Annotated in this window: 22 protein-coding genes and 1 pseudogene; 16 read left to right on the top strand and 7 right to left on the bottom strand. The window is 59.0% G+C overall.

Features of this window, described 5'->3' with window-relative positions; all coding sequences use genetic code 11:
• Nucleotides 1–29 precede the first annotated feature (29 nt).
• From N1937_RS24910 to N1937_RS24880, 7 genes are all read left to right on the top strand, one after another.
• On the top strand, nt 30–911 hold the full coding sequence (locus N1937_RS24910; RefSeq protein WP_162115867.1) for a carbohydrate ABC transporter permease: 882 nt from the start codon (nt 30–32) through the stop codon (nt 909–911).
• The gene (locus N1937_RS24905) at nt 904–1,740 is read left to right on the top strand and encodes a carbohydrate ABC transporter permease (protein ID WP_260059640.1); all 837 of its coding nucleotides are present in this window, start codon (nt 904–906) and stop codon (nt 1,738–1,740) included. The genes N1937_RS24910 and N1937_RS24905 overlap by 8 nt, the downstream gene beginning before the upstream one ends.
• Nucleotides 1,741–1,753: 13 nt before the next feature.
• Nucleotides 1,754–2,896: an ABC transporter ATP-binding protein gene (locus N1937_RS24900; protein WP_162115869.1), complete on the top strand. Its 1,143-nt coding sequence runs from the start codon at nt 1,754–1,756 to the stop codon at nt 2,894–2,896.
• Nucleotides 2,897–3,037: 141 nt separating this feature from the next.
• Nucleotides 3,038–4,411, top strand: coding sequence for a NosD domain-containing protein (locus N1937_RS24895; RefSeq protein ID WP_260059639.1), 1,374 nt, complete (start codon nt 3,038–3,040; stop codon nt 4,409–4,411).
• 92 nt (nt 4,412–4,503) lie between these two features.
• On the top strand, nt 4,504–6,177 hold the full coding sequence (locus N1937_RS24890; protein ID WP_260059704.1) for a glycoside hydrolase family 32 protein: 1,674 nt from the start codon (nt 4,504–4,506) through the stop codon (nt 6,175–6,177).
• A 162-nt stretch (nt 6,178–6,339) separates the two neighbouring features.
• Nucleotides 6,340–6,522 (top strand): hypothetical protein, encoded by a 183-nt coding sequence (locus tag N1937_RS24885; RefSeq protein ID WP_246730835.1) that lies wholly within the window; start codon nt 6,340–6,342, stop codon nt 6,520–6,522.
• A gap of 208 nt (nt 6,523–6,730) precedes the next feature.
• Nucleotides 6,731–7,870: an ROK family transcriptional regulator gene (locus tag N1937_RS24880; RefSeq protein ID WP_260059637.1), complete on the top strand. Its 1,140-nt coding sequence runs from the start codon at nt 6,731–6,733 to the stop codon at nt 7,868–7,870.
• Nucleotides 7,871–7,878: 8 nt separating this feature from the next.
• On the opposite strand, the gene N1937_RS24875 is transcribed toward N1937_RS24880, so the two are convergent.
• Nucleotides 7,879–8,925, bottom strand: a complete 1,047-nt coding sequence (locus tag N1937_RS24875; protein ID WP_026154527.1) for a Gfo/Idh/MocA family protein — start codon at nt 8,923–8,925, stop codon at nt 7,879–7,881.
• A 367-nt stretch (nt 8,926–9,292) separates the two neighbouring features.
• On the opposite strand from N1937_RS24875, the gene N1937_RS24870 reads away from it, so the two are divergent.
• The 6 genes from N1937_RS24870 (at nt 9,293) to N1937_RS24845 (ending at nt 15,811) form a co-directional block, all read left to right on the top strand.
• Nucleotides 9,293–10,591, top strand: a complete 1,299-nt coding sequence (locus tag N1937_RS24870) for an extracellular solute-binding protein (RefSeq protein ID WP_017967749.1) — start codon at nt 9,293–9,295, stop codon at nt 10,589–10,591.
• Between the two features lie 169 nt (nt 10,592–10,760).
• Complete coding sequence (locus N1937_RS24865; RefSeq protein WP_170255532.1) at nt 10,761–11,690, top strand: carbohydrate ABC transporter permease; 930 nt, start codon at nt 10,761–10,763, stop codon at nt 11,688–11,690.
• Entirely contained in the window at nt 11,687–12,529 is an 843-nt protein-coding gene (locus N1937_RS24860) for a carbohydrate ABC transporter permease (protein ID WP_260059636.1), read from the top strand. Before N1937_RS24865 ends, N1937_RS24860 begins: the two co-directional genes overlap by 4 nt.
• Before the next feature lie 40 nt (nt 12,530–12,569).
• Nucleotides 12,570–13,808, top strand: coding sequence for an ROK family transcriptional regulator (locus N1937_RS24855; RefSeq protein ID WP_260059634.1), 1,239 nt, complete (start codon nt 12,570–12,572; stop codon nt 13,806–13,808).
• 65 nt (nt 13,809–13,873) lie between these two features.
• Nucleotides 13,874–14,728: a sugar phosphate isomerase/epimerase family protein gene (locus N1937_RS24850; protein ID WP_260059633.1), complete on the top strand. Its 855-nt coding sequence runs from the start codon at nt 13,874–13,876 to the stop codon at nt 14,726–14,728.
• Between the two features lie 21 nt (nt 14,729–14,749).
• On the top strand, nt 14,750–15,811 hold the full coding sequence (locus N1937_RS24845) for an ABC transporter ATP-binding protein (protein WP_260059632.1): 1,062 nt from the start codon (nt 14,750–14,752) through the stop codon (nt 15,809–15,811).
• 171 nt (nt 15,812–15,982) lie between these two features.
• Here N1937_RS24845 and N1937_RS24840 read toward each other — a convergent pair whose 3' ends face one another.
• The 5 genes from N1937_RS24840 to N1937_RS24820 form a co-directional block, all read right to left on the bottom strand.
• The gene (locus N1937_RS24840) at nt 15,983–16,456 is read right to left on the bottom strand and encodes a ProQ/FinO family protein (protein WP_260059630.1); all 474 of its coding nucleotides are present in this window, start codon (nt 16,454–16,456) and stop codon (nt 15,983–15,985) included.
• Between the two features lie 271 nt (nt 16,457–16,727).
• On the bottom strand, nt 16,728–17,261 hold the full coding sequence (locus N1937_RS24835) for a TetR/AcrR family transcriptional regulator (RefSeq protein WP_260059629.1): 534 nt from the start codon (nt 17,259–17,261) through the stop codon (nt 16,728–16,730).
• Nucleotides 17,262–17,445: 184 nt separating this feature from the next.
• Nucleotides 17,446–18,390 (bottom strand): aldo/keto reductase, encoded by a 945-nt coding sequence (locus tag N1937_RS24830; RefSeq protein WP_222296296.1) that lies wholly within the window; start codon nt 18,388–18,390, stop codon nt 17,446–17,448.
• Nucleotides 18,391–18,584: 194 nt separating this feature from the next.
• Nucleotides 18,585–20,105, bottom strand: coding sequence for an MFS transporter (locus N1937_RS24825; protein ID WP_260059702.1), 1,521 nt, complete (start codon nt 20,103–20,105; stop codon nt 18,585–18,587).
• Between the two features lies 1 nt (nt 20,106).
• Nucleotides 20,107–21,465 (bottom strand): HlyD family secretion protein, encoded by a 1,359-nt coding sequence (locus N1937_RS24820; RefSeq protein ID WP_260059628.1) that lies wholly within the window; start codon nt 21,463–21,465, stop codon nt 20,107–20,109.
• Between the two features lie 295 nt (nt 21,466–21,760).
• On the opposite strand from N1937_RS24820, the pseudogene panC reads away from it, so the two are divergent.
• Nucleotides 21,761–22,671: pseudogene (gene panC, locus N1937_RS24815) on the top strand (pantoate--beta-alanine ligase).
• On the top strand, nt 22,668–23,489 hold the full coding sequence (gene panB, locus N1937_RS24810; protein WP_260059627.1) for a 3-methyl-2-oxobutanoate hydroxymethyltransferase: 822 nt from the start codon (nt 22,668–22,670) through the stop codon (nt 23,487–23,489). Before panC ends, panB begins: the two are co-directional and overlap by 4 nt.
• A 21-nt stretch (nt 23,490–23,510) precedes the next feature.
• On the opposite strand, the gene N1937_RS24805 is transcribed toward panB, so the two are convergent.
• Complete coding sequence (locus tag N1937_RS24805) at nt 23,511–24,425, bottom strand: hydrogen peroxide-inducible genes activator (RefSeq protein WP_222296288.1); 915 nt, start codon at nt 24,423–24,425, stop codon at nt 23,511–23,513.
• A 143-nt stretch (nt 24,426–24,568) separates the two neighbouring features.
• Between N1937_RS24805 and katG the strand changes: the two genes are divergently transcribed.
• Complete coding sequence (katG, locus tag N1937_RS24800) at nt 24,569–26,749, top strand: catalase/peroxidase HPI (RefSeq protein ID WP_260059624.1); 2,181 nt, start codon at nt 24,569–24,571, stop codon at nt 26,747–26,749.
• Nucleotides 26,750–26,775 lie beyond the last annotated feature (26 nt).

Here is a 26,775-nt window from a genome sequence, read left to right as displayed (position 1 = left end):
TGCCCCACCCTTAGCTTTCGGAGACGGACATGTCGGGTGAAGACCGATTTGTACTTTGCATGCTCGCGCCTGCAGTTGCCATCCTCGGCGTGCTGGTCGCTTACCCGGTGGGGCTCCTGGTCTTCGATTCCTTTTTCAAGGTCGATACGATCACGCCCCATATACGCGAATGGGTCGGGCTGCAGAACTATGTCGACGCGTTGACGTCGAAACGTGTCATCGAAAGCGCTCTGCGGACCGTTCAGTATTCGCTCTTCGCGCTGTTCTTCGAGTTCACGTTCGGCTTCTGTGCGGCGCTGCTTTTTTCGGCGCTTGCCGGTCAATCGCGGTGGCATCGCACGATTTTCGCTCTGCCGTTGATGGTTCCGCCGATCGTCGCGGGTCTACTCTGGCGCTTTCTGCTCGTCGGCAATATCGGCATCCTGAACTACGGGCTCGTTCGTTTGGGTCTGATAAGCGATCCGGAAGCGATCGCATGGCTGTCCAGCGAAGATATTGTCATCTATTCCGTTTCCTTTGCCGACATCTGGTTGACGACTTCCTTTGTCGCCCTTGTGTCCTATGCCGGGCTGACGAACATCCCGAAAGACCTGCTGGAGGCAGCGCGGATCGACGGGGCGAATGCGCTCAAGCGCTTTTGGCATGTCACCCTTCCCCTTATGCGGCCGGTGATTGCCGTCGTGGTGATCGTGCGGGGCGTGGATGCTGCAAAGACATTCGACCTGATCTGGATACAGACGCAGGGTGGTCCCAGTCATGCTTCTGAAGTGTTCTCGATGAACATCTACCAGCGCATGGTTCGGTTCGGCGATCTCGGCGAGGCTTCCGCGTCCGGAACATTGTTTCTCATCGTCATGATGCTCTTGGCGGCAGTCGCCTATTGGAAGATATGGAGGCCGGTACATGCGTAGAGCTCCCCGCCTCAATCTCAGCGGAATCCTGATCAACGCGGCGGCCCTCGTGTTGGTGCTATCCTATGCGCTGCCTTACATCTATCTCCTCATGACCTCCATCAAGCCGGCGGCTGATGTCCAACAGATCCCGCCAAGCTTCTTTCCCGCCGTTGTCTCGTTCGAGAATTTCCGCGAAGTGCTGCGATCCTCCACCTTGCCGAGAGCCTTCGTCAATTCCCTCACCGTCGCGGTGCTGACGACGGCTCTCTCGCTTTCGGTGGCCGTGCCTGCCGCTTACGTTGCCACGCAGTACCGGCGCCGGATCACCACCATTTTTCTGCTCTTCGCCTTGGTGACGCGCATGGTGCCGTCGGTGGCGCTCGGAGTGCCGCTGTTCCAGCTTTTGAAGTCGCTGGGTCTGCTCGATACCATTCCAGGCCTGGTGCTCGCTCACACGTCGGCCGCGGTACCACTGGCACTGTTGCTCATGTCCGCGTTCTTCGAGGGCATACCGAAGGAGCTCGAAGAAGCGGCGCGCATGGATGGCTGCACACGATTCCAGGCGTTTCGAAAGATCGTGCTTCCGATCATGACAGGCGGGATAGCGGTCACCGCGCTCTTTACCTTCATCACAAGCTGGAACGAGTTCCTCTACGCGCTGCTGCTGACGTCGGAGGCGACCAAAACGGCGCCGATCGTCATCGCCGAATACAATTCGGTATATGGGCTTGCCTGGGGGGCGATGACCGCCGCGGCCGTCCTCTACTCGCTGCCGGTCATCATCGTAACGCTCGCATTGCAAAAACAGATCGTCGGCGGCCTGACTTTCGGTGCTGTAAAGGGATGAGGGAGGCAAAGGCATGGCCGGCATAGAGTTGCGCAATATCAACAAGGTCTACGGAAACAGGTTTCACGCTCTGCACGATCTGAGCTTCGACATCAGGGATGGCGAGTTCATGGTGTTTGTCGGTCCGTCAGGATGCGGAAAGTCGACGGCGCTCAGGATGATCGCTGGCCTGGAGAGCATTACGAGCGGTGAACTCAGGATCGGTGACAGACTAATCAACGATGTCGATCCCAAGGATCGCGACATCGCCATGGTCTTTCAGTCCTATGCGCTCTACCCACACAAGACGGTGCGGGAGAACATTGGCTTTCCCTTGCTGATGGCAGGCCTGCCGAAGGCTGAGATTGCCAGCCGCGTAGACGAAGCCGCCCGCATCCTCGAACTGACAACTTTGCTCGACCGCAGACCGGCACTCCTTTCAGGAGGTCAGCGTCAGCGTGTCGCCATGGGACGAGCGATTGTCCGCAAACCAGCAGCCTTCCTGATGGATGAACCGTTGTCGAACCTCGATGCCAAGCTGCGCGTGCAGATGCGCGCCGAGATCGCCAGTCTCCAGAGAAAACTGAATGTCACGACGATTTACGTGACCCACGACCAGGTCGAGGCGATGACGATGGGTGACCGCGTCGCAGTCATGAAAGGCGGCGTGCTGCAGCAAGTCGACACACCGCAAAACCTCTACAATCGTCCTGACAATGTCTTTGTCGCCGCCTTCATCGGATCGCCCTCGATGAATTTGTACGAGGCCGTTCTGAATGGGAGAACGCTGACCCTGGGCAGCAACAACCTGGAAATCCCCGACCGGGTATTCGAAGACCGCCCCTCGCTCAACGGTGCGTCCAACCGCCGGGTCATTGTCGGTATCCGGCCCGAGCATATGAACGACGCCGCAATCCGGCCCTCTTCGGCCGAGATCTCGGCCCCGGTTACTCTTGTCGAGGCGCTAGGTTCTGAATCCATGGTGCATCTGAATATCGACGCCAGCCGGGTGGACGCCGGCGACCCGGACGCCGTCGTCGACATCGGCAACGAAAAGGCTGCTGTAGCCCGCTTTTCTCCGAAGAGCGCAGTCCGCGCAGGTGACATCGCGCGCATCGCTATCGATGCCGACGAACTCCATTTTTTTGAACCGGACATCCGCACCAGCATACGGTGATGGTGCGCAGGATTTTGCTCCAAACTCGAACAAGAGAGCCGGTTGAACGCATTTTCCCAGGCGGCTTGGGCACGACAAGCCAATCAAGAACATCGGTCTACTCTCGCTGCAGAGTAGGAAATGACCGAGGAGACATGAACCATGGCAAGTGACAACTTTTACGACGTTACACAGTATCCCGTAGGCAACCCCTATGAGGATATTGGCGCGGTCATCAATAGCATCATTGCGGATATTAAAAGCAGGCAAGCGGTTCCCGACCATAATGACGGCGGAAAGCCTGGAGCAGTGATCTATATACCGCCAGGCGATTATCGTCTTGTGACCCAGGTGGTGATAGACGTGAGCTATCTGAAGATTGTCGGCTCGGGACATGGCTTTACGTCGTCGAGCATCCGTTTCAACACACCTGCGGACGAACTGGCACAGTGGCGCGAATTGTGGCCGGGCGGAAGTCGCATACGTGTGGGCATGTCTCCGGACGCCGCCGACGGCGGGGCTGCCGGAGCCGCGTTTTATGTCAAGCGCACCGGCAATCCTCGCATAAGCTCTGTGGAGTTTGCTGATTTTTGCATCGATGGCCTGCACTTCATGGACGACGGTTCAGGGCAGAATGATGCGGAAAATACCTACAGGAATGGCAAAACGGGAATCTATGTGGGCAGCGCCAATGACTCATTCCGAATAACGGGGATGGGCCTTATCTATCTGGAACATGGCGTGACTGTTCATGACGCGGATGCCCTGGCGATAGACAATAATTTCATTGCAGAGTGCGGCAACTGTATCGAATTGAAAGGTATGGGGCAGGCCTCGAGGATAGCGAATAATTTTGTCGGAGCCGGATATAGAGGACATTCCGTCTACGCTGAAAATTACGGAGGCATCCTGGTCTCTTCAAACAACGTCTTCCCCCGAGGCGCGAGCAGCGTCTATTTTTCCGGCGTCGTGCGTTCCTCGATCACAGGAAACAGATTCCATTCCTTCTATCCCGGAATGTTGGTTTTTTCTGCGAACTGCTGCGAAAACCTGGTGTCCTCAAATCATTTCTTGCGTGATCGCGAGCCGTGGGCGCCGATGCAGAAGTACGATAACGGCCTGGATGACCTGTTCGGACTTTTGCACATTGATGGCAGCAACAATTCTGTCATCGCCAACCACATTTCAGAGACGATCGATACTCAATATATCAAGCCTCTCGCCGCAAAGCCTGTGATCATCAATGTCGTTTCCGGCAGCGGTAACTACATCGCCAATAATCACATCGTGGCCACAACCGAAATGTCGCAAATCAACGATGCACCAAACAGCGCCTGTTTTTCCACGCAAGTGGGCGCGTTGCTTTCAACGGACAATTTGAAGGCGCTCGAGGTAACGGCAGTACGGGTGCAACGGGGTTCGGTGCGGAATACCGTTCTGGATTCAGGCAATGACGAACAGGTCGAGATGGACAGAGCGGTGAATGCTTTCAGGGGCACTCCAGTTCTTGGGCAATCGTCGGCAGGGTTTCACTAGACCGGGCATAGCCAGGTCGTCGGTCGAAAATCCAGTGATTATTCGGAGTTGTGTTCGTGGCGAACCAAATGGACCGGGAAGATGACCCGTTGATGCAGCAAAACCTGTTCCTACCCTCTGGGTACCGCTTGGAATTTTGGGCCGCGGGCGACGGCTTTTTTCGTATCGACATTAACGGGAAAACGGTTTGGCAGGTTCGGTCATTTGCCATCGATCCGGAGTTTTTCAAATATCACCACAGGGAAGCTTGCGAGGTCACCATTGTCACCAATGCCCCGGACGCTGTTCTGTGGGCCTATGGATATCAGCCTCAAACCGTGAACGAGAGCGGTATAACGGTGTTTGAATTCTCGCAAAAAGGGATCCTTCAGCACACCGGCGCGGAAATTAAAGATTGGCTTCGGTCCGATCCGGATCGTCCTGTGCTTCATTTCTCGCCAATCCGGCATTGGATGAACGACCCCGTGGGTCTCTGCAAGATCGACGAGCTATGGCACCTTTTCTATCAATTCCATCCCGGCGGCAGTGATTGGGGACCGATGCACTGGGGACATGCGACCAGCCGCGATCTGGTCAATTGGCTTCATATGCCGGTATTTCTGCATCCAGAACAGAACCTGTGGCGTCTCGGCGCTACAGGAGGCGCCTTCTCCGGCAATGCCTTTCGGGATCGAGATGGAAGTTTGATGTTCTTTTACACCGAGCGCCTGCCCGCCTATGACCTTTTCAAGGGTTATCGGGAAGTTCAGAAAATAGCGCGCCCAGATCGGCGGATGATCAAGGCGGAAGGCATTGTGACGGTGTTGGAAGAGCGTCCCGACGGGGTCGAGCACGATTTCCGCGATCCAAAGGTTTGGTGGGACGACGCAGCCAACGCCTATCGCATGATACTCGGCGCGTCGATCGAAGGCGATCCCGCGGTGTTGTTGTTCGGCTCCGGCGATGGCCTCGATTGGCAATATCTCAGGCCGCTCTACCGTGCGCCGGTTAAATTCCGCCAGGAAGGCGCGCGTGCGGTGGAATGCCCGGATTTCTTTCGGCTGGAGGAAAAGTGGGTTCTGGTGATGGGTTTTGTTGGCCATGTCGAGCCACGAACACGGCGCCACAATCTCCTTTATGCCCTGATCGGCGAGTTTATTGACGACTGCTTCGTGCCCGACATCCCGGAACTGCAATTGCTGGATTTCGGCACCGATTATTACGCGATGCAGAGTTTCGAAGCGGGAGGGCGCCAGATCGCCTTTGCCTGGCTGTTCAACTGGGAATACCGCAAGCTTGAGGGTTCGTCCTATTCAGGGGAGCTGTCCCTGCCCCGTGTTCTGAGATTGAGCGAAGATAGGAAGAGGCTGCGCATGCTGCCGGCGATCGAAGTCGACGATCACTTTGCCGCTGACCCTATCGTCGAGGAACAAAGCGGCAAATTCTCGCTACCGATGGCGCCCATTGAAATCCGCCTTTCCGGCGCCCTGGAAGGTAGCAAGGTCGTTGCGACGCAGGGCGGCGAACTTGCATTCGAGGTGGGCGTCGCCGGCGGTATCCTCTCGATCCGGCTCGCCCAGGACGACGGCTCGATCCGTTACGTGGCGGCGCTTGGCGACGGAAAGGAGCTTCGTCTGTTTCATGACCGTGGAATCGTCGAGATCTTCGCCGATGGCGGAACGGTCTGTGGAACCCGTCGCGGCTACGCGAACATCAACCCAGATTATCTGGAAATCTCATCGTCCGCTTCAACGCGGGTGGTGGAAAGATATGCGAAACGCCGCTGAGCTGCCGCGAGATGAGTTATTGAATGAAACGCTCGTCACTGGTTCATGCTCGTCGAGCGCTTCAAACTGGCGTATGGATCATAGACTGATCACTGGGTCGGCCCTATGTGACCGAGAATTGCAGTGATATCGCAAATTTCAGGCAGCGCTGGGGAGGGTGGGATGCTTCAAGTCCGCAAATTATTGACAGCCGCGACAGCCGTCATCGTGGTTGCCTTATCGTCCTGCACGACGAGCTCGAATGACTCGATGCAAACCGGCTCGGTTGGATATACCGGCACCGACTATTCGCTCAGACCTGCCTGCCGCGATGGATTTGGCAACGATCATCCTTGCAGCTATTAGTGACCGATAGAGTGAAGCTCCGATTGCCGTGTCGTTTCGACGATCTGTTGACGCATTGTGCGGCATTCGCCCGCCGCGCTTCGTCAGCGCGTGATGGCCCTGATCTCGGTTGATAGGACGTTCAGCTGAAAAAGCGGCTGCAAAGCTCGGCTTTCCCATAGCCCGTGGATGAAGTACACAGCCCGGAAACGCTCTAGGAAATACAGTCATGCGGTATCTTCGGTCAGGGCCGCGTGGGCTTCACACCCAGGAGATGGGCGGTCCGCGCGCCAAAACAGTGGGTCTGAGGTCGGGCGAGATCGCCGACCGGAATATTCGCGTCATCCTGGAGGCGATCCGCCGCCATGGCCCGCTGACGCGGATGGAGCTTGGCCGGCATTGCGGCCTGACCGGGCCTGGCATCACCAATATCCTGCGGCGGCTGGCGGAAGAAAAACTCGTCACGTCAAACCGCCGCAATGGGATTGGAGGTGGCGCAACCGCCACGGAATTCGCGCTTCGACCGGAAGGTGCTTTCTCGATCGGCGTCAAGCTTCGCCAAAGGCGTGGCGAGGCCGTGCTCATCGATCTGAGTGGCCAGGTGCACGACCGGGTCTACTTCGGCCTGGACCCCGCTGATAGAGTCGGCCGGCTGCATGCGGCCGTCAGGGATATGGTCGATCGCCACGCCGCCCTGCCGATCATTGGTCTCGGCATCGCCGCCAACGACTGGACAGAGGATCAAAGCGAGCAGATCGCCGCGATGTCGACGATCGCGCATCCCTATGTCGAGAACGAGTGCACGGCGAGCCTTCTCGCCGAACGCACGATCGGTAGCTCCGGCAGGGAAGGCGGACTTGCGATGATCATCATCGACGACGACGTTCAGGCAGGCTTTCTCATTCGCGGTATTCCCTATTCCGGCGTGCATGGCCGAGCGGGCAGCATCGGCGAAATGCTGACAGGCCCGGACAATGTCCAGCTGAACACCGTGGTCGGTTTCGAGTCGCTGCGATCACGGATCGGCGACGACGCATTCACCCGCCTACTGCAAGGGGAAGAATTCACCTCGCCGTCACTGTCACAATGGATACGGGAAGCCGCAGGCCATCTGCTCGACCCGATCATCGCCATGGCCGGCTTTCTCGCCCCGAGCGTTGTCATGATCGGCAGCGACCTGCCGCAGAGCGTGATCGAAGCGCTGATCCATCAGCTTTCGATCGAACGCCGCGACACCTCGACAAGACCATTGCTGACGCCCTGGATTTCGCCGATGAAACCCGCGAGCTTCAGCGGCGGCGGCGTTGCGCTCGGTGCAGCACTCCTGCCCTTCCTCAACACTTTGCTGCTGCCGCCGGCTTCGGCCTGATGGCCGGGTCAGGCGAGCGCTTCATCGGCGTGGCTGAGATCGGAGGCCAGCGCCTTGTCCAGGACTTTCTGGATATTGGCCGCCCGCCGGAACGAGGGTTCCTGGGTCCTGCCCGCCCGCACGGCCTGGACGAAACGCTGATAGTTCGTCTCGACCGGATCGAAGGGGACGTCGCGCCAGGTCGCCGTGTGCACGTCTTCTCCACGACAGGCGCGTAGCGTCGATTTTCCGGTATCGTAGATCATCTCGATCGAGCCGGTTTCGCCATAGACCCTGAGGCGCAGCTGATCCATCTGTCCGGCCGCCGTCCGCGTCGCCTGGATCGTCCCAATTGCGCCATTGGCGAAATCGACATTCATCGTGAAACTGTCGTTGGCGTCGAGATCATATTCGCCGATCCTATGGTCCGGTGCCTTGTCGAAGGTCTTCAGCCGGGCGAAGACATGGGCGATGTCGAGCCCTGAACCATAGGATGCGAAATCGACGATGTGGATGCCGATGTCGCCGAGCGCGCCATTCGATCCATGTTTTTTGCTCAGCCGCCAAAGCCATTTGCTCTCGCTCTTCCAGTCGCCCCAGTGGCGACCGACCAGCCAGCTTTGAAGGTGAGACGCCTCGACGTGCCTGATCTCGCCGATTTCGCCGGCGAGCACCATCTGCCGGCCCTTCTGAAGGGCGGGCGAGTTGCGGTAAGTGAAATTGACCATGCCGACCTTGCCCGATCGCTCGATGGCCTCGGTCATCTCCATGGCCTTGATGGCATCGGTGGCGAGCGGCTTTTCGCAGAAGACGTGCTTGCCGGCTGCAATCGCCTGCAGCGTCGTCGGGTGATGAATGCGGTCCGGCGTGACGTTCGCCACTGCGTCGAACTCGCCCCAGGCGAGAGCATCCTCGAGGGTCATGAAATGATTGGCGATGCCATGTTCGGTGCAAAAGGCAGCGAGCCTTTCCGGGACAACATCGACGCCGCCCACGACACTGACGCCTTCGATCGCCTTGAAGTTGGCAGCATGCTGGTTGGCCATTCCGCCCGTACCAAGAATGAGTAAACGCATCTTATCCTCCATGGAATTAACTTCCGCCGCGGCTCCGCCGGGCAAAACCACACTCACGCCATCGCATCCATCCGCGATTGCCTCGTGCTCTTCTTCAGGAAAATTGCGGTGGATGCGTCGCGCGTCCCACGGGACGCTCCATCACCTTCACGACGCAGATCCTTTTCCGAAAATCGATCTCGATTTTTCGGAACTCTGCGCTAGCTGCTGTTGATTGTCGCCAGCATCTCAACCTCCCAGGTTCTGGCTCCCACGCTGTGGCTTGACATCAAATCAAAGTAACTTAATCTAATTAATGCAGCACGGAAATGAGGAGAGGTCAACTGACCGCCAGGCTGTATCCGTTCAAATGGGGAGGAGACCCATCATGAAGAGCGCCACCGTCAGCGCATTTGCGCTGAGCACTATGTTATTTTCAGCATCCGTTTCATTTGCCCAGGAACTTGCCACGAAAGACAGGATCGGCCTTGCCGATGCGCCAAAATCCCTCGTCGTCCGTCTGACGAACGACAGTCCCAACAATCCGGATCCGGCGATCGCCGAGGGCTATCAGAAGCTCTTCGTCGATTTCATCAAGAAGCATCCGGACTGGAAATTGCAGATGCAATTCATGTCCTCGGACATCGGCACCGAACAGGCCAAGATGCTGGAGCAGGCCAAGGCCGGCAACGCGCCTGACTGCGCTGCCGTCGACTCCTTCGTCCTCTCGCAGTTCATGGTCAATCATGTGCTTGCGGACTTCACGCCGTATTTTTCGAAGGAGGAAGTGGACGACCTGTTCCCCTTCATCCGCAGCGGCATCACCGATAAGGACCAGACCGTCCGCGCCTGGTGGTGGGATACGGACCTTCGTGTGCTCTACCGCAACAAGTCGATCGTTGCCGATGCGCCGCAGACATGGGACGACCTGAAAAAGGCCGCGCTCGCCTCCACCAAGGAAGGCATGGAAGGCGTTCTCTTCAACGGCGGGCGCTGGGAAGGGACGACGTTCGACTGGCTGGCGAATTATTGGGCGCTGGGCGGCAAGCTCGTCGACGACTCGGGCAAGCCAGTCTTCGGCGAAGGCGAGAACAAGGAGAAATTCCTGAAGGCGCTGAATTATTTCAAGGATCTCGTCGATTCCGGTGCCGCGCCCAAGCGCGTCAGCACGATCGCGAACTACGACGATATGAATGCTGCGGCCGCAGCGGCGACGACGGCGCTCTTCATCGGCGGCAACTGGCAATATGCGCAGCTGAAGGCCACGCTCGACGAGGACGAGTTCAACAAATGGACCTTCTCGCCGATTCCCGGCCCCAGCGCCGATCAGCGTTCGACCGGCACCGGCGGCTGGACGATCGCCTCCTTCAGCAAGGACAAGGACAAGGTCGAGATGTGCGCCAACCTCGCACGCGAGGTCTATATGGGGCCGGCAAACGCGCTGCAGCAGCAGTTGCCGACCAGGAAATCACTGTTCGACAAATATGAGGTCTTCTCCACCGAAGCCAACAAGACCTTCGCCAAGGCTCTGGTTGACGGACAGGCGCGCCCGGGTGTGCCGATCTATCCTGAAATCTCCAACCAGATCCAGATCATGATGGGCGACGTTCTCTCCGGGACCAAAAAGCCGGAAGACGCCTTGAATGCCGCCTTTAACGCGGCGCTGGAGGCTTACAAGCGTCTCTAGTGTTTCCGACTGTGACGGCGCCTGCCCGCTAGGCGCCGTCACCTACAGCGTCGTGCGCCTTTTCACGCGCAAAAGGACGCTGGAACACGTTGAATCTACGCATCGTGCTTTCCGAAAATCGATTCCGATTTCGGGCCGATGCGCGAGCCAACCCGGACAGAGAAGCTTAATGAGCCCCATTGCCATCGAGGTTGACAGCCCGCCTCAAAGCAGATCGTTCATGCGCCGTTTCGCCGGTGCGCCGCTGCCCTGGATCATGCCCGTGATCATCGTCATCGGCATCTTCTACCTTTACCCCGTCATCGACGTTTTCAGGCTTTCATTCACCAATGCCACGCTGATCGGCGACAATCAGGATTATACGCTGGGGTCGATCACCAATGCGTTGAGCTCGCCACAGCTGCCAGACATATTATGGGCAACCTTGATCTTCGTCGGCGGCAGCGTCATCGGTCAGCAGATTTTAGGCCTTGCAGTCGCCGTCGTGGTTATCCGCGGTGAGAAGCGTGGGCTGTTCGGCACCACCATTTTGAGGACAACGGCGCTAGTTGCGTGGGTGGTCCCCGGAATCGCCGGCGGTATCATCTGGCAGATGCTCTTTTCCGAAGCGCCTTATGGTGCGTTGAACAGCATTCTAAGATTGATGCACATGCCGACGGTCGCCTGGCTCTCGGACCCTGCTATTGCGCCGTGGTCGACCCTCATCTCCAACATATGGCGCGGCACGGCATTTTCGATGGTCGTCATGTATGCGGCGCTGAAGTCGATCGATCCCTCACTCTATGAAGCCGCCGAGGTCGACGGCGCGACGGCATCGCAGCAGTTTTTCTTCGTCACGCTTCCGCAACTGCGCGCGGCAATCCTCGTCAACATGATCCTCATTACGATCCAGACGGTGAATACCTTCGATGCGATCATCACGCTGACGGGCGGCGGTCCGGGGCGCGCGACCGAGGTCATTTCGCTCTACGTCTTCAATATCGTCTTTAGAAACTACGACCTGTCCGGCGGCAGCGTGCTCTCCGTGCTCATGCTGATCATCAGCCTCGGGCTGGCCTTTATCTATGCGTCGTTCCTGCCGAAGGATGAAGAGCAATGAACGGACGGACCGGAACGCGGCTCGGCGATGCCATGAGCTATCTTTTCATGCTGGTAATATTCGTGTTCTTCGCCGGCCCCCTCACCTATCTCCTGTCGATGGCAATGCGTGACAAGCGCGAGATCTATCGCGGCGCGGCGCGATATATTCCAAACAATCCGACCATCGACAATTTCATCACCGTTTTGAACAACAGCTACTTTCCGATCTATCTCTGGAACGGCCTCAAGCTTGCCGCCCTTAGCGGACTGGGCGTCCTGATCGTCGCTCTGCCTGCCGCATACGCTTTTTCCCGCTTTCAATTCCGGGGCAAGGGCCTGTCGATGATGGGGCTGCTGCTCTTCCAGATGATCTCGCCACTTGTGATCATGGTGCCGCTTTACCGCTACATGAACCGTCTGGGGCTACTGGATACGCATTTTGCCGTCGTCATGGTGTATATCGCGCTTGGCGTTCCGCTGGCGACCTGGCTTCTGAAGAGTTCGGTCGACGGCATCCCGCGCAGCCTCGACGAAGCGGCCATGATCGACGGCTGCAACAGGTTTTCCGTCTTCTGGCGGATCATTCTGCCATTATCGGCGCCGGGCATAGCCTCCGTCTTCATCATCACTGTGATTGCCGGCTGGTCGCAATTTTTGGTGCCTTTTCTGTTGCTCACGAAAAATGATCTGATGCCGATCGGCGTCGGGATCTTTAACTTCCGCGGCATGCAAACCGACTCGTCCATCCAACTGCTTGCCGCCGCCTGCCTGATCGCAGTCGTTCCGGCAATCGTTGCCTTCCTGTCGCTCCAACGGCTGATCCTCGGTGCGATGACCAGCGGCGCGGTCAAGGGATGAGGAGCGGTTTAGTCTTTATGCACAAGGAAGGATTTCGGGCATGAACCAGACACTCGGCGCCAGGCTGTCCCCGGATCTGACCGGCGCCAATGTCGAAGATGCAGGTGAGCACAACAGGGCCGTCGTGCTGCGCTGCATCCATCGCCAGGCGCCGATTTCGCGCGCCGAAATCGCCAGGCGGACGGGTTTTACCAAACCGGCAATCGCCCGGATCGTCGATCGTCTGCTGGACGAGGGCCTGATCATGGAAGCCCGCCGGCGGCATGGGCTGAGAGGCCAGCCGGCGATCGAACTCGAAATCAATCCGGATGCCTGCTTTGCCATCGGCATCAACATCGATCGCGACCATCTGACGATCCTGGCCGTCGATGCCGTCGGCAATGTCCGTGCCCGCGTGCATCATGAGAAACGTTTCATCCTGCCGACGGAATTCCTGCAACTGACGGCCGATGCTATTTCGCATTTCCAGCGCAGCCGGCTCATCGACGACGCGCGCCTCGCCGGTATCGGTCTGGCGATGCCGGATTGGCTTGGCGAGATTTCGCTCCTCGGCAAGCCCAAGGCTTATCAGGAATGGACTGCATTCGATGTACGCACCGCACTGGAGAACCTGACACCCCATCCCGTCTTCATCGAGAATGAAGCCAATGCCGCAGCCCTGGCCGAACTCGATTACGGACTGGGTGCTGAAAGTAGCAGCTTCTTCTACGTCGCCATCAATCCATGCCCGGGCGGCGGCCTCGTGCTCGACGGCAACGGCCATCGTGGCGCCATGGGCCTCAGCGGTGAAATCGGCTGGCTGCCGATCGCCGACAGCGGTGACGGGAAGGCCCATAAGGTCCAGCTTCTCGGCGAGATATTCTCGCTGTTCTTCCTCTATGATTTCCTTGCGAAAAACGGCGTCGAAGTGAATGTTCCCCACGATCTCCTGACGCTGGATGCGCATGGCAGGCGCCTCGTTTCGCAGTGGCTGAAGGAAATGAGCGCGCATCTGGCCGTCGCCGTCAAGCATATCGGCATGGTCGTCGACCCCGACGCCGTCCTCGTCGGCGGCCGATTGCCGATCCGCATCGTCGACGAGTTGCTGCGTTATGTGCACGAGCATCTCGATGCCGAGGACCCCAACCTGCCCTCGCTTCATCGCGCCTCGCTCGGAGAGGATGCCTCTGCCATGGGGGCGGCGGTCATGCCGATGGCAGCGGCCCTCATGCTCGCATCGGCTGACCCTGCTCAACGCACACGCTCGCCACTCAAGAACATGGACCGCCTGAACAGTTGAAACGGTCGGCAAGGCCCAGGGATTTTGGTGAAGATCGGGATTTTGGTGAAGATCGGAGGATTTTGGTGAAGATCGGCTTTTACACATCGACATTCAACGATCGCCCGCTGGAGGAAGTGGTGGATTTCGCCGCATCGGCCGGGTTCGACGCCATCGAGATCGACATCGGCGGCCATATCAAGACGCCGGATCAGGTGGAGGCCGCCGTCGCGCTGGCGCGCAGCCGCGACCTCTTCGTGTCGTCGATGACCTATTTCGGCAATCAGCTCGATGCCGACCGGGGAAAACGAACGGCACTTCGCGAGACGACCGCCGAATATGCGAGCGCGATCGGGCAAGCGGGCGTCCCGATCTTCGTGATCTTCCCGGGCCGGGACGACACCGCAAGCGACGAAGCCAATTATGATGACTTCGCCGATTTCGCCAACGGGCTGATCGCGAGGACAGAACCGTATGGGCTCACCATCGCAATCGAGAACTGGCCGGGTCCGAAGGATAATTTCATCGGAACGACACCCAAAGGATGGCAGGAGCTTTTTCACCGGATCAGCGATCCTCGTTTCGGGCTGGAATTCGATCCCTCCCACCTCATTCGCATCGGCGTCGATCCCTATCAGGCGATGGAGGCGGTGAAAGACCGCATTGCCATTCTTCATGCCAAGGACACGGCAATCGATCCGGAGAGGCTGCAGGCAATCGGCTATCACGGCAAGGGCTGGTGGCAATACAAGCTGCCCGGGCTCGGCCTCATCGATTGGCCGAGGTTTCTGCGCCAGGCCCGCGGTGCTGGTTTCAACGGCACGCTGTCGATCGAACATGAGGATGCCGCCTATGGCTGGCCGGGCAAGGACTTGGCCGCGCGCAAAGACGGCGAGCGCCTCGGCCTCGATTATTTGAGAAACGTCCTGAGCGGACTTTGACAGAGATTTCGGAGGACGGTAATGGCTCATGTTTCGGTTAACAATGCTCGCAAGGACTACGGCGCGTTCAAAGCCATAAAAGGCGTCTCGGTCGATATCGGCGACGGCGAGTTCGTCGTTCTGGTCGGTCCCTCGGGTTGCGGCAAATCCACACTTTTGAGAATGATTGCGGGCCTCGAGGGCATCACCTCAGGGCAGATCCAGATCGGCAAGCATATCGTCAACGAGCTTGCCCCCAAGGACCGGGACATCGCCATGGTGTTCCAGAACTACGCGCTCTACCCGCACATGACTGTTGCCAAGAACATGGGCTTTTCGCTGCGGCTGAAACGAATGCCGAGGACGGAGATCGATCAGCGGGTCGGCAACGCCGCGAAGATCCTCGGCCTCGAGAGTCTCCTGGAGAGATACCCCAAGCAACTGTCGGGCGGCCAGAGGCAGCGTGTGGCGATGGGGCGGGCGATCGTGCGCGACCCGGCCGTCTTCCTGTTCGACGAGCCCCTGTCGAACCTCGATGCCAAGCTCAGGGTGCAGATGCGCTCCGAGATCAAGGAATTGCATCAACGGCTGCAGACGACCACCATCTATGTCACCCACGACCAGATCGAAGCCATGACCATGGCTGACAAGATCGTCGTCATGAAGGACGGCCTGATCGAGCAGTCGGGTTCTCCGCTGGAATTGTACGATCGTCCGAACAATCTTTTCGTGGCCGGCTTCATCGGCTCCCCGGCGATGAATTTCATCAGTGGGAACATGACGGAAGAGGGGTTTCGAACCGCCGACGGTCTGCTCCTGCCAAGCGAGCGTCGTGCGCCTGAAGCCGTGACTTACGGCATTCGCCCCGAACATATCCGATTGGACCGAGGCGGCATCGAGGTCACGACGGTGGTCGTCGAGCCCACGGGTTCGGAAACGCTCGTCATCGTCCGGTTGGGGACGCAGACGCTGACCTGCGTCTTCAGGGAACGGATCAGGGCAGCCCCCGGCGAGGTGCTGAGGATTGCGCCAATCCATGATGCGGTTCACCTGTTTGCCGGAAACGAGCAGCGGATCACATCAGGCGAAGCGCCGTTGAACTGACCCGGCCGATTGCCCCTCCCCTTCGGTCGGCGCCAGCCGGGGGCGCGTTTTCCGCGCCCCCGATGCGGCCAAGCTCAGAGAGCGACTACGTCGCCCTTGTGAATAACGGTCGCATGACCAAGAACCCGCAATGACGGCCAGGCGGATATGAAACGCTGATGTCACCCCGCTCTAGCTGGCCGCGTTCCTTTTGCCGAGGAGGGCTGCACGGATCTGTTCGCTTTTGCTCAACAGCGGAGCGGGAACCGGTGCTGTTTGTTCTGGCGCGTCGGCTTTGCCAGTGGTCTGCTTGAGGCTCAGGAAGCGCTTTTGCGCAACCAGCCGGTCTTCGGACGACAGTGGTTCGACGGGTTCGCCGTCAAGGCCATGGCGCATGGAATCGGGTTGGGCGCTGGCGAAATAGTAGCGCCGGCAGTGGACATAGGCCGCGGTCGCTCGCCTGAGCGTGGTGACACCGGCATCGGGCTTCAGGAGCGGGCGGAGTTCATTGAAAAGGCCGACGGCAAAAGGAAGGACCGGATCTCCCGCCTTGGCCGGAAGGACGCCCGCCGGCCGGATCAACAGCACATTGATCGCGTTTGCCTTCTCCACGTCGAGCTCGGTTGCCGCAATCGGTCCGCGGCTGATCTTCCAGGGCTTGTCCATGCGTCCTCCATATAACGTCCATAACGGCCGACTGTGATGGTTTCTTGACGGCAGGGCGAGCAACGGAAGTCGCACATCGTCGTTTCCACTGCAAGCCGGTGGGATGCGACATGAGAGCCTATAGGAATTCAACCCCCAAACGACTCCTCGCGAGGAACCGAATGCAGCAAACCAATCTCTGCTGGGATCAGTCCTTGAAAAAACGGACAATTTCACCGTGTTCGGCCATAAATCTCGGCCAGGCCGGACAAGGCTGGCGGTGGCACGATGCTCAGGACTGAACGTGTCGTGGGACACCCGAGATCTGCATCATGACAGGCCCAATTGCGTCTTCGTCATGAAGTTCGCCGATCAAAAGTTTAAACCAGCTAAACCCCACCCAAAGCGAGACCTTGTCATCGACCTCCTCGAGGCATATTTCGCCGCGGGCCGCGCCACTGGTCAATATATGCCTCACGTCGGCAGTGCGGTCCGGAAGGAACTTGTCGCGCAGTGCTCCCAACGCCTCTTCGGTGCCTTGTGCCTCCGCGATCAATCCCTTCAATGCAGCTCCGGCCGGGTGGGAGGACCAGAAACGCCACAGACTCGTCGTGTACTGCACCAGCTCTTCGACCAAGTTCCCGACGTCGGGCACCGTCACAAAAGTCGATCGTTCCATCGTATAGATCGCGATAAAGAGATCTGCCTTCGTGGGGTACCATCTGTAAATGGTGGTCTTTCCCGCTCCAGCTCTTCGCGCGACTTCTTCGACAGAAAATCCCGCGTAACCCTTCTCAGAGATGAGTTCCCTCGCGGCTGCCAGCACTGCGGCCTCCGCCTCCGGATTGCGACGCGATCCGATAGAGGTTCGTTTTCTTGCCGAGACAGCATTTGGGGTCGTGATCATTATTCAGGCGTAGCCCAAGTCGATGTCACCGATCAACAGGCAATGGGGAAGAACCTATGGCGGACGCCTCAGGAGCGTTTCGGAAATCTCGCCAAACTCCCGCTCACTGACTGCCTTGAGTTGGACCGGCCCGAGGAATGAAACCCGGGACTCCAGTTTCGACGACTCCGTTGAAGCGGATGTTCGTCTTTATGCCATCTCGGATCTGCTGCATCGCGTCTTCCGGCAATGCGGAAAGGTCAAAATTCTCCCTGGTCCGGCTGGATGTGACCGAGGTGGTGAGGAAGGCAGTGCCGCGCTGCACTGCCCAGGCCAGCGCAACCTGCGCCGGCGTCTTATTGACGCGATGAGCTATTGCCTTAATGACCGGATCTTCGAGCAGATTGGGCTCCATGCCATGCCCGAGAGCCGCAAAGGCCAGCAGGACGATCCCGTGCTCTCGACAAAAGTCAAGCAACTCCCATTCCGGCAGGTACGGATGCGACTCCACTTGCACCACGGCCGGCTTGATCCGCGCAACCGCGACAATGTCCTTCAACTTTTCCAGCGTAACATCCGACAGGCCAATGGACCTGCACCTGCCACTGTCCACAAGCGCCTCAAGTGCGCGCCAGGTGTCGATTAGACTCACTCCTGAATCGTAAATGACCTCGCCGTGTTCGTCCCTTGGATCATTCTCGTCGCCGGGTTGAAACGCGAAAGGGGTGTGGATGAGATAACAGTCGACATAATCGACCTGAAGACGTCGGAGGCTCGCCTGAAATGCAGCAAGCACCCGCTCTGGACGGTGATTGGTATTCCAGAGCTTGGTCGTGACAAATACATCTTCGCGCCGGACAGTGCCAGCGGCGAGGGCTTCGCGCATCGCCTCTCCGACTGCGTCTTCATTGCCATATCGTTCCGCGCAATCGAGATGCCGGAACCCAGCTTCAAGCGCTGCGGCAACGGCACGTTTGGTGGCGGCAGGATCGGGGATTAGCGTACCGAAACCCAATGCCGGAATCGAGGTCGCGCCGTCGGAGAGGGGAATTCTTTTGTAGCGGAGCATATGAGCGGGTTCCATGTTAAGTCCCTTGATTTAGAGTGGATGATGATTGAGCGCGAACGCTTCCTGGCGTCTGAATGCCGAACGACGGCTGCAAATGCGCCGCCTTCTTCATGAAGAAAGCAACCGACTGGTCGTCGACGACACTTCCCTAATGCACGGACAATCGCGACCCCAATACGGCGGCGCGGGATCGTTTATCGTGTCGTCAGCGGATGAGAGGGGGATGGCGCCATAAGCGAGACGACAACCAGCCCCGCAATCGCGGCCGCAAAGGTGATCCAAAAACCATCAATGTAGGCTTGGGCGCTCGCCTCCCTTTGCACCAAGCCCGCCAGCACGCCGACACCCCGCGCCGCCGAACCTGAACCGAGTTGCGTCAATGTCGTATTCCACCCGGGCGTCGCACCCGTGACATGCGAGCCGATAAAATATGAGTGCAGTTGTTCCCGCTGCCGTATCCAGGTGTTCATCGTCGTCGTGACAGTTTCCGAGCAGATTAATCGCATGACCTGTACATATGCGGTGAGCGATATCGCCCTCGCTGGATTTACATTGCTGAACAACGTCGCGACCGCGGCCAGAAATACGGTTTCTTCACCGAACGTCTGAAGGATGACGATCAGCCGGAACTCCGGCAGCGACCACAAGCTGGTCAACTGCGTGCCAAGCCACGCCGATAGAGCGAAGCAGATGAACCCGATCATCAACGTGGCACGCTGCTTGACCGTCTGGACAAGGGCGACCGCAGCGATAGTTGCGCCGGCCAGAAGGAGAATTGCATAAGGTGCGGCAAAGTCACCAATTTGTTCCGGTCGCAAATGTGCCACCGCAATCAAGAAGCTCGGCTCCAACAGAGAACTTCCGAGACTCGCCGTCATAAAGCAGCCAATAGCGGCGAAACCCAGAGCGATGTTTCTTGCGAACAGGATCGAGATGTGCGCCCAGGGATACTGTACGCGAGCCTCGTGCCACAGGAAGATGCACGCGAGAAACGCCGTGGCGAGAAGCAGCGAGATGATGAAGCCGGATTGAAACCAGTCCAATCGATTGCCTTGGTCCAAAGCAACGTAGAGGGTCGTAAGAGCCACGCCAAAAATAGCCATTCCACCCCAGTCGGCTCGATTGAGGAGCACACGGTCGACCGGCGTCGGCTTGCCGCCGTACCAGAAGAGGATGCCAATCAGGGGGCCGACAACTGCGCCCTGCCAGTACAGCCACTGCCACCCTATCGTCTGCGTATAGCTTCCGGCCGCATACAAGCCGAGATTTTGCGCGAATGGGATTCTCAAAACGTAAAATGCCAGTGCGAAAATCCAGAATTTTCGGTCGATGTTTCGAAAAGCCGTCATGAGCGTCGCGCCGACGAACAGGCCGAGCAAAACCGCTCTTAAGGCGTGCAGTGCGGCCAGCATTTCGAAGTTGCTGGAGAATGGTATGAGTAACGAAATTGCGGAATAAAAGATGGTCGGCGCGATCATTACTCTTTTAACCCCAAAGACCGCGATCAACCATCCGACGCTCGGAGCAGCCAGAATCTGTGGAGCGGTGGCGAAGGTGCCAAGCCACGCCCCCTCGTCAAAGGTCAAGCCAAAAGCGCCTCGCAGGTCCGGCAAACCAGTGCTTACTGAACGTATGTCAAAGGCAGTTAATATGGACGCCATGAGCAAAGCGACCGCGACGAATCCTTGGCGTGGCAGGTCGTTCGGATGATTCATCCTAGACATGATGGTCGGCCTTCGTGGAGATATGGGTTATAACCGACATACCAGGGCGGAGGCGGTCAAACTTCGGCTGGTTCGGGTCGAGTTCGATCCGAACCGTCAGGCGTTGAGCGACCTTCGTGAAGTTGCCGGTCGCGTTGTCGGATGGCAGCAGCGCGAATGTCGATCCGCTTGCGGGCGAAATTCTCGAAACCGTCCCATGCAGCTTTGCCTCGGGCAATAGATCGACCGATATGTCGACCGCTTGTCCTTCCCGGACCATTCTCAATTGGTTTTCCTTATAATTCGCAAGGATATACACCTGAGGGAGCGGAACGATTGAGATCAGGCTTGTGCCGGCGCTGACATAATTTCCACGTTGCGCGTTTCGTTTGGCGACCACGCCATCGACGGGTGCGCGCACATTCGCGTAGCTCAACTCAAGCTCACGCGCGGCGACATCCGCAGCAGCAGTGTCGACATTGGCCTCAAGGACCTCACGCTGCTTCGACAGCACGCCAAGCTTGACTTGTTGGGCAACGACTGTGGCTCGCGCCGTTTTCGAACTCGCCAATGCACGCCCGCGCGCCGCAATGGCCTTTTCGAGGGTCTGGATCGAGCTTGCCCTGCCGTCGGTACCAAGACGTGTCTGTCGTTCCAGTTCCTTGCTCGCCTGGATCTCATCCGCCTTCGCGGCCTCCTGCTGTGCAAGTGCGACATCGATCTGGGTAAGCTGGAACGAGCGCTGGGTGTCGTTTTCCCCAAGCTGCGCCTGAGCTGCATCCAGCTTCGCCTTCGAGGCGCGGAGAGCAACTTCGTACGGCCTGGGATCAATCGAGAACAGGAGGTCTCCAGCCTTGACATGGGAATAGTCATCGATCGAGACCAAGTCGATGGTGCCGCTGACGCGAGCGCTGATTGAGGATATGTCCGCGTAAACTGCAGCGTCCTCGGTGGACTGCACCGCACGTCTTGCAACCCACCAATCCCAATTTGCCCCGGCCGCAACGACGGCTGCAAGGGCTATGACGATTGCCGACACTGGGACAATGAGTGACCCCGCAGATGCCAAGACTGGCGGCGCAAAGGAGTGTCCAGGCGCGACGACCTCTACCTGAGGCGCGGCCACCAGGGCAGTGACATTGATTCCAGATCTTTCATCCATTTCGTTCTTCTTTCGCGACCACGACATCTTTTCATCCGTTCGCAGGACGGTCCGTTTTTTAACAACCCGGCTTTCTCCGCCGACAGCTACCAAGCCATCCTGCCGCTCGGGCTTCACGGCCCACAGGTGACTCGATCTGATGTTGACTGCCCCATCGCCATTCCTTCGTTTGGGACCGCGTGTCACTTCGAGCGAGAAACCTGACTTCATATAAACGCTACGTATCGTTTTATCAAGCCCGTGAACAGTCACCCGTTTTGGGCCGGTGTTAATGAGAAAATGAATCGTGTCACTCGACCTTGCGTCCATTTGGGACGCTAGCCCCGCGAGAGCGGAGCGGAAATTGTACTTAGGTGTCGTGCTGGAGGGCAGCCTCGTTCTATTCCGCAAAAAGGTCAGCCGCCGATGCGTCTAATCGTTTTTATCGAGAAATATGCATTGACCTGCCGCATCGATTACACTTCATATCCGCGCCCAAGATGGAGTGACCGGCCGGGGAGGATATATGCGGGTTTTCTCGAGCATTGACGAGCTGCGCCACACGCTCGACGCGCTGAGGCGGCAGGGGCGAACCGTCGGCCTTGTTCCGACCATGGGCTATCTCCATGCCGGTCATATGGAGCTGGTCGCGCGCGCTCGCGCCGAAAACGACATCGTCGTCGTGTCAATTTTCGTCAATCCGCTGCAGTTCGGTCCGACGGAGGATCTCAGCAAATATCCGCGCGACCTGGAACGCGATGCCGCCATGCTGAGACAGGCCGGCGTCAATTTCCTTTTTTCACCTGGCGTCGAGGACATGTATCCGCACCCGATGCTTGCTGTCGTCGACGTTCCCGATCTCGGGCGCGAACTCGAAGGAGCGGTCCGGCCTGGGCATTTTGGCGGCGTTACCACGGTCGTCTGCAAGCTGTTCAACATCGTGCAGCCGCAGACCGCCTATTTCGGAGAGAAGGATTACCAGCAGGTCGTCATCATCAAGCGCATGGTGGAGGATCTCGCCGTGCCTGTGCGGGTGATATCGGTGCCGACGGTCAGGGACAGCGACGGCCTCGCATTGTCGTCGCGCAACGTCTATCTCAGTAGGGCGGAGCGTCGTGCCGCGGCGATCGTCCCCCAGACCCTTGACGAGGCCGAGCGTCTGGTCGCCGGCGGCCTTGCCGATCCGGTGGAACTCGAGGCAAAGCTCACGGCGTTTCTTAGTCGCGAGCCTCTGGCAAAGCCCGAGGTAGTCGCCGTCAGGGATGCCTCAACGCTGCAGAAGGTCACGTCGATCACAGACCCGGTCGTCGTGGCGCTCTTCGTTCGGGTCGGCTCGACAAGGCTTCTCGACAACAGGGTCGTTGGTGACAACCGATGATCGGGAACAACAGGGTTGTCGGCGGGCGGGGCCTGCCGGGAAAGGGAGTGACCAGATGAGCGCGGCAGGAATTCAGAAGCGCCTTACGCCAGCGCGCATTTCAGCCATGAAGGGCGGCAAGCCGATCGTCTGCTTGACCGCCTATACGACGCCCATGGCGCGGCTGCTCGATGAGCATTGCGACCTTCTGCTGGTCGGGGATTCGCTCGGCATGGTGCTCTATGGGATGGAAAGCACCATCGGCGTCACGCTCGAGATGATGGTCGCGCACGGCAAGGCGGTGATGCGCGGCGTCGGCAAGGCCTGCGTCGTGGTCGACATGCCGTTCGGCAGTTATCAGGAATCCAAGGAGATTGCCTTCCGCAACGCTGTCCGCGTCCTGCAGGAAACCGGCTGCGATGCCGTCAAGCTGGAGGGCGGCGAGGAGATGGCCGAGACCATCGCCTTTCTGACGAAGCGGGGGATACCGGTTATGGGCCATATCGGCCTGATGCCGCAGCAGGTCCAAACCGCAGGTGGTTATCGTTCCGTCGGCCATTCCGAACACGAGACGTCGAAGATCCGCCGCGATGCGCACGCCGTTGGCGGCTCGGGCGCCTTTGCCGTCGTCATAGAGGGCACGGTGGAGCCGCTCGCCCGGGAGGTGACGGGCGCCATGCACGTCCCGACCATCGGTATCGGCGCTTCTTCCGCCTGCGACGGTCAGATTCTGGTTTCCGACGACATTCTGGGTCTTTTCAATGATTTCACCCCGCGTTTCGTCAAGCGCTACGACGAACTCGGCAAGAGGATTTCGGCCGCCGCTGCCGCTTATGCCGAAGAGGTCCGATCGCGACAGTTTCCGGCAGCGGAGCACACCTTCAAGCGGCGATCCTGACGCGAGACGATGAAAGCTCCATCATCGCGCGATATACTGCTCGCGCATGGTTTCGGCGGAGCGGCGGACCGCCTCGGAAACCTGCTGGAGCTGTTTGGCCATTGGCGTCGAATTGCGCCAGATCATGCCGATCGTTCGCGACGGCTGCGGAGACTGAAAACGGGAGATCGAGACATGCGCCGAGCGCGTTTCGAGGGGAACGGCCATCTCGGGAATTAAGGTGATGCCGATACCGGCGCTGACCATCTGGACCAGGGTGGATAAAGAGCTGCCTTCCATGACTTCCCGGGGACGGGCCTGCCCTATCTTGCAGAACGACAAGGCCTGATCGCGAAAGCAGTGGCCTTCCTCGAGCAGCAGCAACCGCATTTCGCGAAGCGCCTCGCGTTCGGGCACCGGCTTACCCTCGTCTTCGGGCCGCCGGACCAGCACGAACTCTTCCTTGAAGAGCTCGAGTTCTGCCAGGGAGGGTTCCGACACGGGCAAAGCAACGATTGCCGTGTCCAACTGGCCTTGCGCCAGCTCCTGAACCAGCTTCGACGTCTGCGTTTCGCGCACTTCGATCTGGATTCCCGCAAAGCTCTTGTTCAGGTCATTGATGATGGCCGGCAACAGATAGGGCGCAATCGTCGGTATGATGCCGATGCGCAGCCGCGTCAGGAAGAGATCACGCGCCGCCCGCGCCAGCTCCGCAAGCTCGTCCACGCCACGCAGGATATCGCGGATCCTGAGAGCCACGGTCTGACCGAAGGCGGTCAGCTTCACCTCACGCGCGTTGCGCTCAAAAAGCTCACCGCCCAATTCTTGCTCAAGTTCTTTGATCTGCATTGACAATGCCGGCTGGGAGATCGCACAGGCGTCGGCAGCGCGCCGGAAGCGGCCATCTCTTGCCAGTGCTTCAAAATAACGTAGCTGTTTCAGGGTAAGGTTCTTCATAACTTCATCTTATCGCGACGATCAGTAAATCCAACTTAAATTTATGAAGCGCTTCCGATATGAAGACTTCAGGGAGAGAGTGGGGCGCCAGCTCGGCTCATCTTTTTGGACCGAAGACAGATCAAGCAATCAAGGAGACGATCATGGACAACCCCACTGACAGCGCAGGCAAATGTCCTGTTGCACATGGCAATACGCCTCGCGGTAGATCCAACCGCGACTGGTGGCCCAATCAGCTGAACGTGCAGATTCTTCACCACAATTCCGGCCGCGCCGATCCCATGGGTGAGGCGTTCGACTATGCCGAGGAGTTCAAGAAGCTCGATCTCGACGGCCTGAAGAAGGATCTTCACGCGCTGATGACGGATTCGCAGGATTGGTGGCCGGCCGATTTCGGCCATTACGGCGGCCTGTTCATCCGCATGGCCTGGCATAGCGCCGGCACCTACCGCATCACCGACGGCCGCGGCGGCGCCGGTCAGGGCCAGCAGCGTTTTGCGCCGCTGAACAGCTGGCCCGACAACGTGAACCTCGACAAGGCCCGCCGCCTGCTGTGGCCAATCAAGCAGAAATACGGCAACAGGATCTCTTGGGCAGACCTTCTGATCCTTACCGGCAATGTCGCGCTCGAATCCATGGGCTTCAAGACCTTCGGCTTTGCCGGCGGCCGCGCCGACGTCTGGGAGCCGGAAGAACTCTACTGGGGTCCTGAGGGTACCTGGCTGGGTGACGAGCGCTACAGCGGCGAACGCGAACTGGCAGAGCCGCTTGGCGCCGTGCAGATGGGCCTCATCTATGTCAACCCGGAAGGCCCTAACGGCACTCCGGATCCGCTGGCGTCTGCCCGCGACATCCGTGAAACCTTCGCTCGTATGGCGATGAACGACGAAGAAACCGTGGCACTGATCGCCGGCGGGCATACCTTCGGCAAGACCCATGGCGCTGGCGATCCCTCGTTTGTCGGTGTCGACCCGGAAGGCGGCGAGCTCGAAGCTCAGGGCCTGGGCTGGATCAGCAAGTTCAATACCGGCGTCGGTCGCGATGCCATCGGTAGCGGCCTCGAAGTGACCTGGACCCAGACGCCGACCCAGTGGAGCAACTACTTCTTCGAAAACCTGTTCGCTTTCGAATGGGAGCTGACCAAGAGCCCGGGCGGCGCGCATCAGTGGCAGGCCAAGAACGCCGACGCCTCCATTCCGGATGCCTATGATGCATCGAAGAAGCATCTGCCGACCATGCTGACCAGCGACCTGGCGCTGCGTTTCGATCCCGTCTACGAAAAGATCTCGCGCCGCTTCCTGGAAAATCCTGCCGAGTTCGCCGACGCCTTTGCCCGCGCCTGGTTCAAGCTGACCCACCGCGACATGGGACCGAAGGTGCGTTATCTCGGCCCGGAGGTTCCGGCCGAAGACCTGATCTGGCAGGACGTGATCCCGGCCGTCGATCATCCGCTTGTCGACGATAAGGATATCGCCGACCTCAAGGCAAAGGTGCTAGCAACCGGCCTCACCGTGCAGGAACTGGTCTCGACCGCCTGGGCGTCCGCCTCGACCTTCCGCGGCTCCGACAAGCGCGGCGGCGCCAATGGCGCGCGCATCCGTCTTGCCCCGCAGAAGGATTGGGAGGTCAACCAGCCGGCGCAGCTAGCCAAGGTCCTCCGCGTTCTCGAAGGCGTCCAAAGGGACTTCAACGCCGCCCAGGCCGGGGCCAAGAAGATCTCGCTCGCCGACCTGATCGTCCTGGCCGGCGCAGCCGGCGTCGAGAAAGCGGCAGCGGCCGGCGGTCATGCCGTCAGCGTGCCGTTCACGCCAGGCCGTATGGACGCCTCCGAGGCACAGACCGACGCGCATTCCTTCGCGGCGCTCAAGCCCCGCGCCGATGGTTTTCGCAACTATATCGGTGGCCGGCAGTTCATGAAGCCGGAAGAGGCCCTGGTGGACCGTGCGCAGCTGCTGACGCTGACCGGACCTGAAATGACCGTTCTCGTCGGCGGCCTGCGTGTGCTGAAGGCCGGCGCACCCGAACATGGCGTCTTCACCTCCCGTCCGGAAACGCTGACCAACGACTTCTTCGTCAACCTGCTCGACGTGGGCACGCAGTGGTCCCCCGCTGCCGGCAAGGAAGGCGTTTACGAAGGGCGTGATCGCAAGACTAACGACGTCAAGTGGACCGGCACCCGCGTCGACCTGATCTTCGGCTCGCACGCGCAACTGCGCGCCTTTGCCGAAGTCTACGCCCAGTCCGACGCCAAGCAGAAGTTCGTCAAGGACTTCGTCGCGGCCTGGACCAAGGTCATGAACGCCGATCGTTTCGATATCGTCTGATCGGCAGCATTTTGCCCGGGCGCCGT

Source organism: Rhizobium sp. WSM4643 (genome assembly GCF_025152745.1).
GTDB classification, from domain to species: domain Bacteria; phylum Pseudomonadota; class Alphaproteobacteria; order Rhizobiales; family Rhizobiaceae; genus Rhizobium; species Rhizobium leguminosarum_I.
The sequence above is the reverse complement of the archived record's forward strand: the minus strand, read 5'-3'. Positions and strand labels throughout refer to the sequence as shown.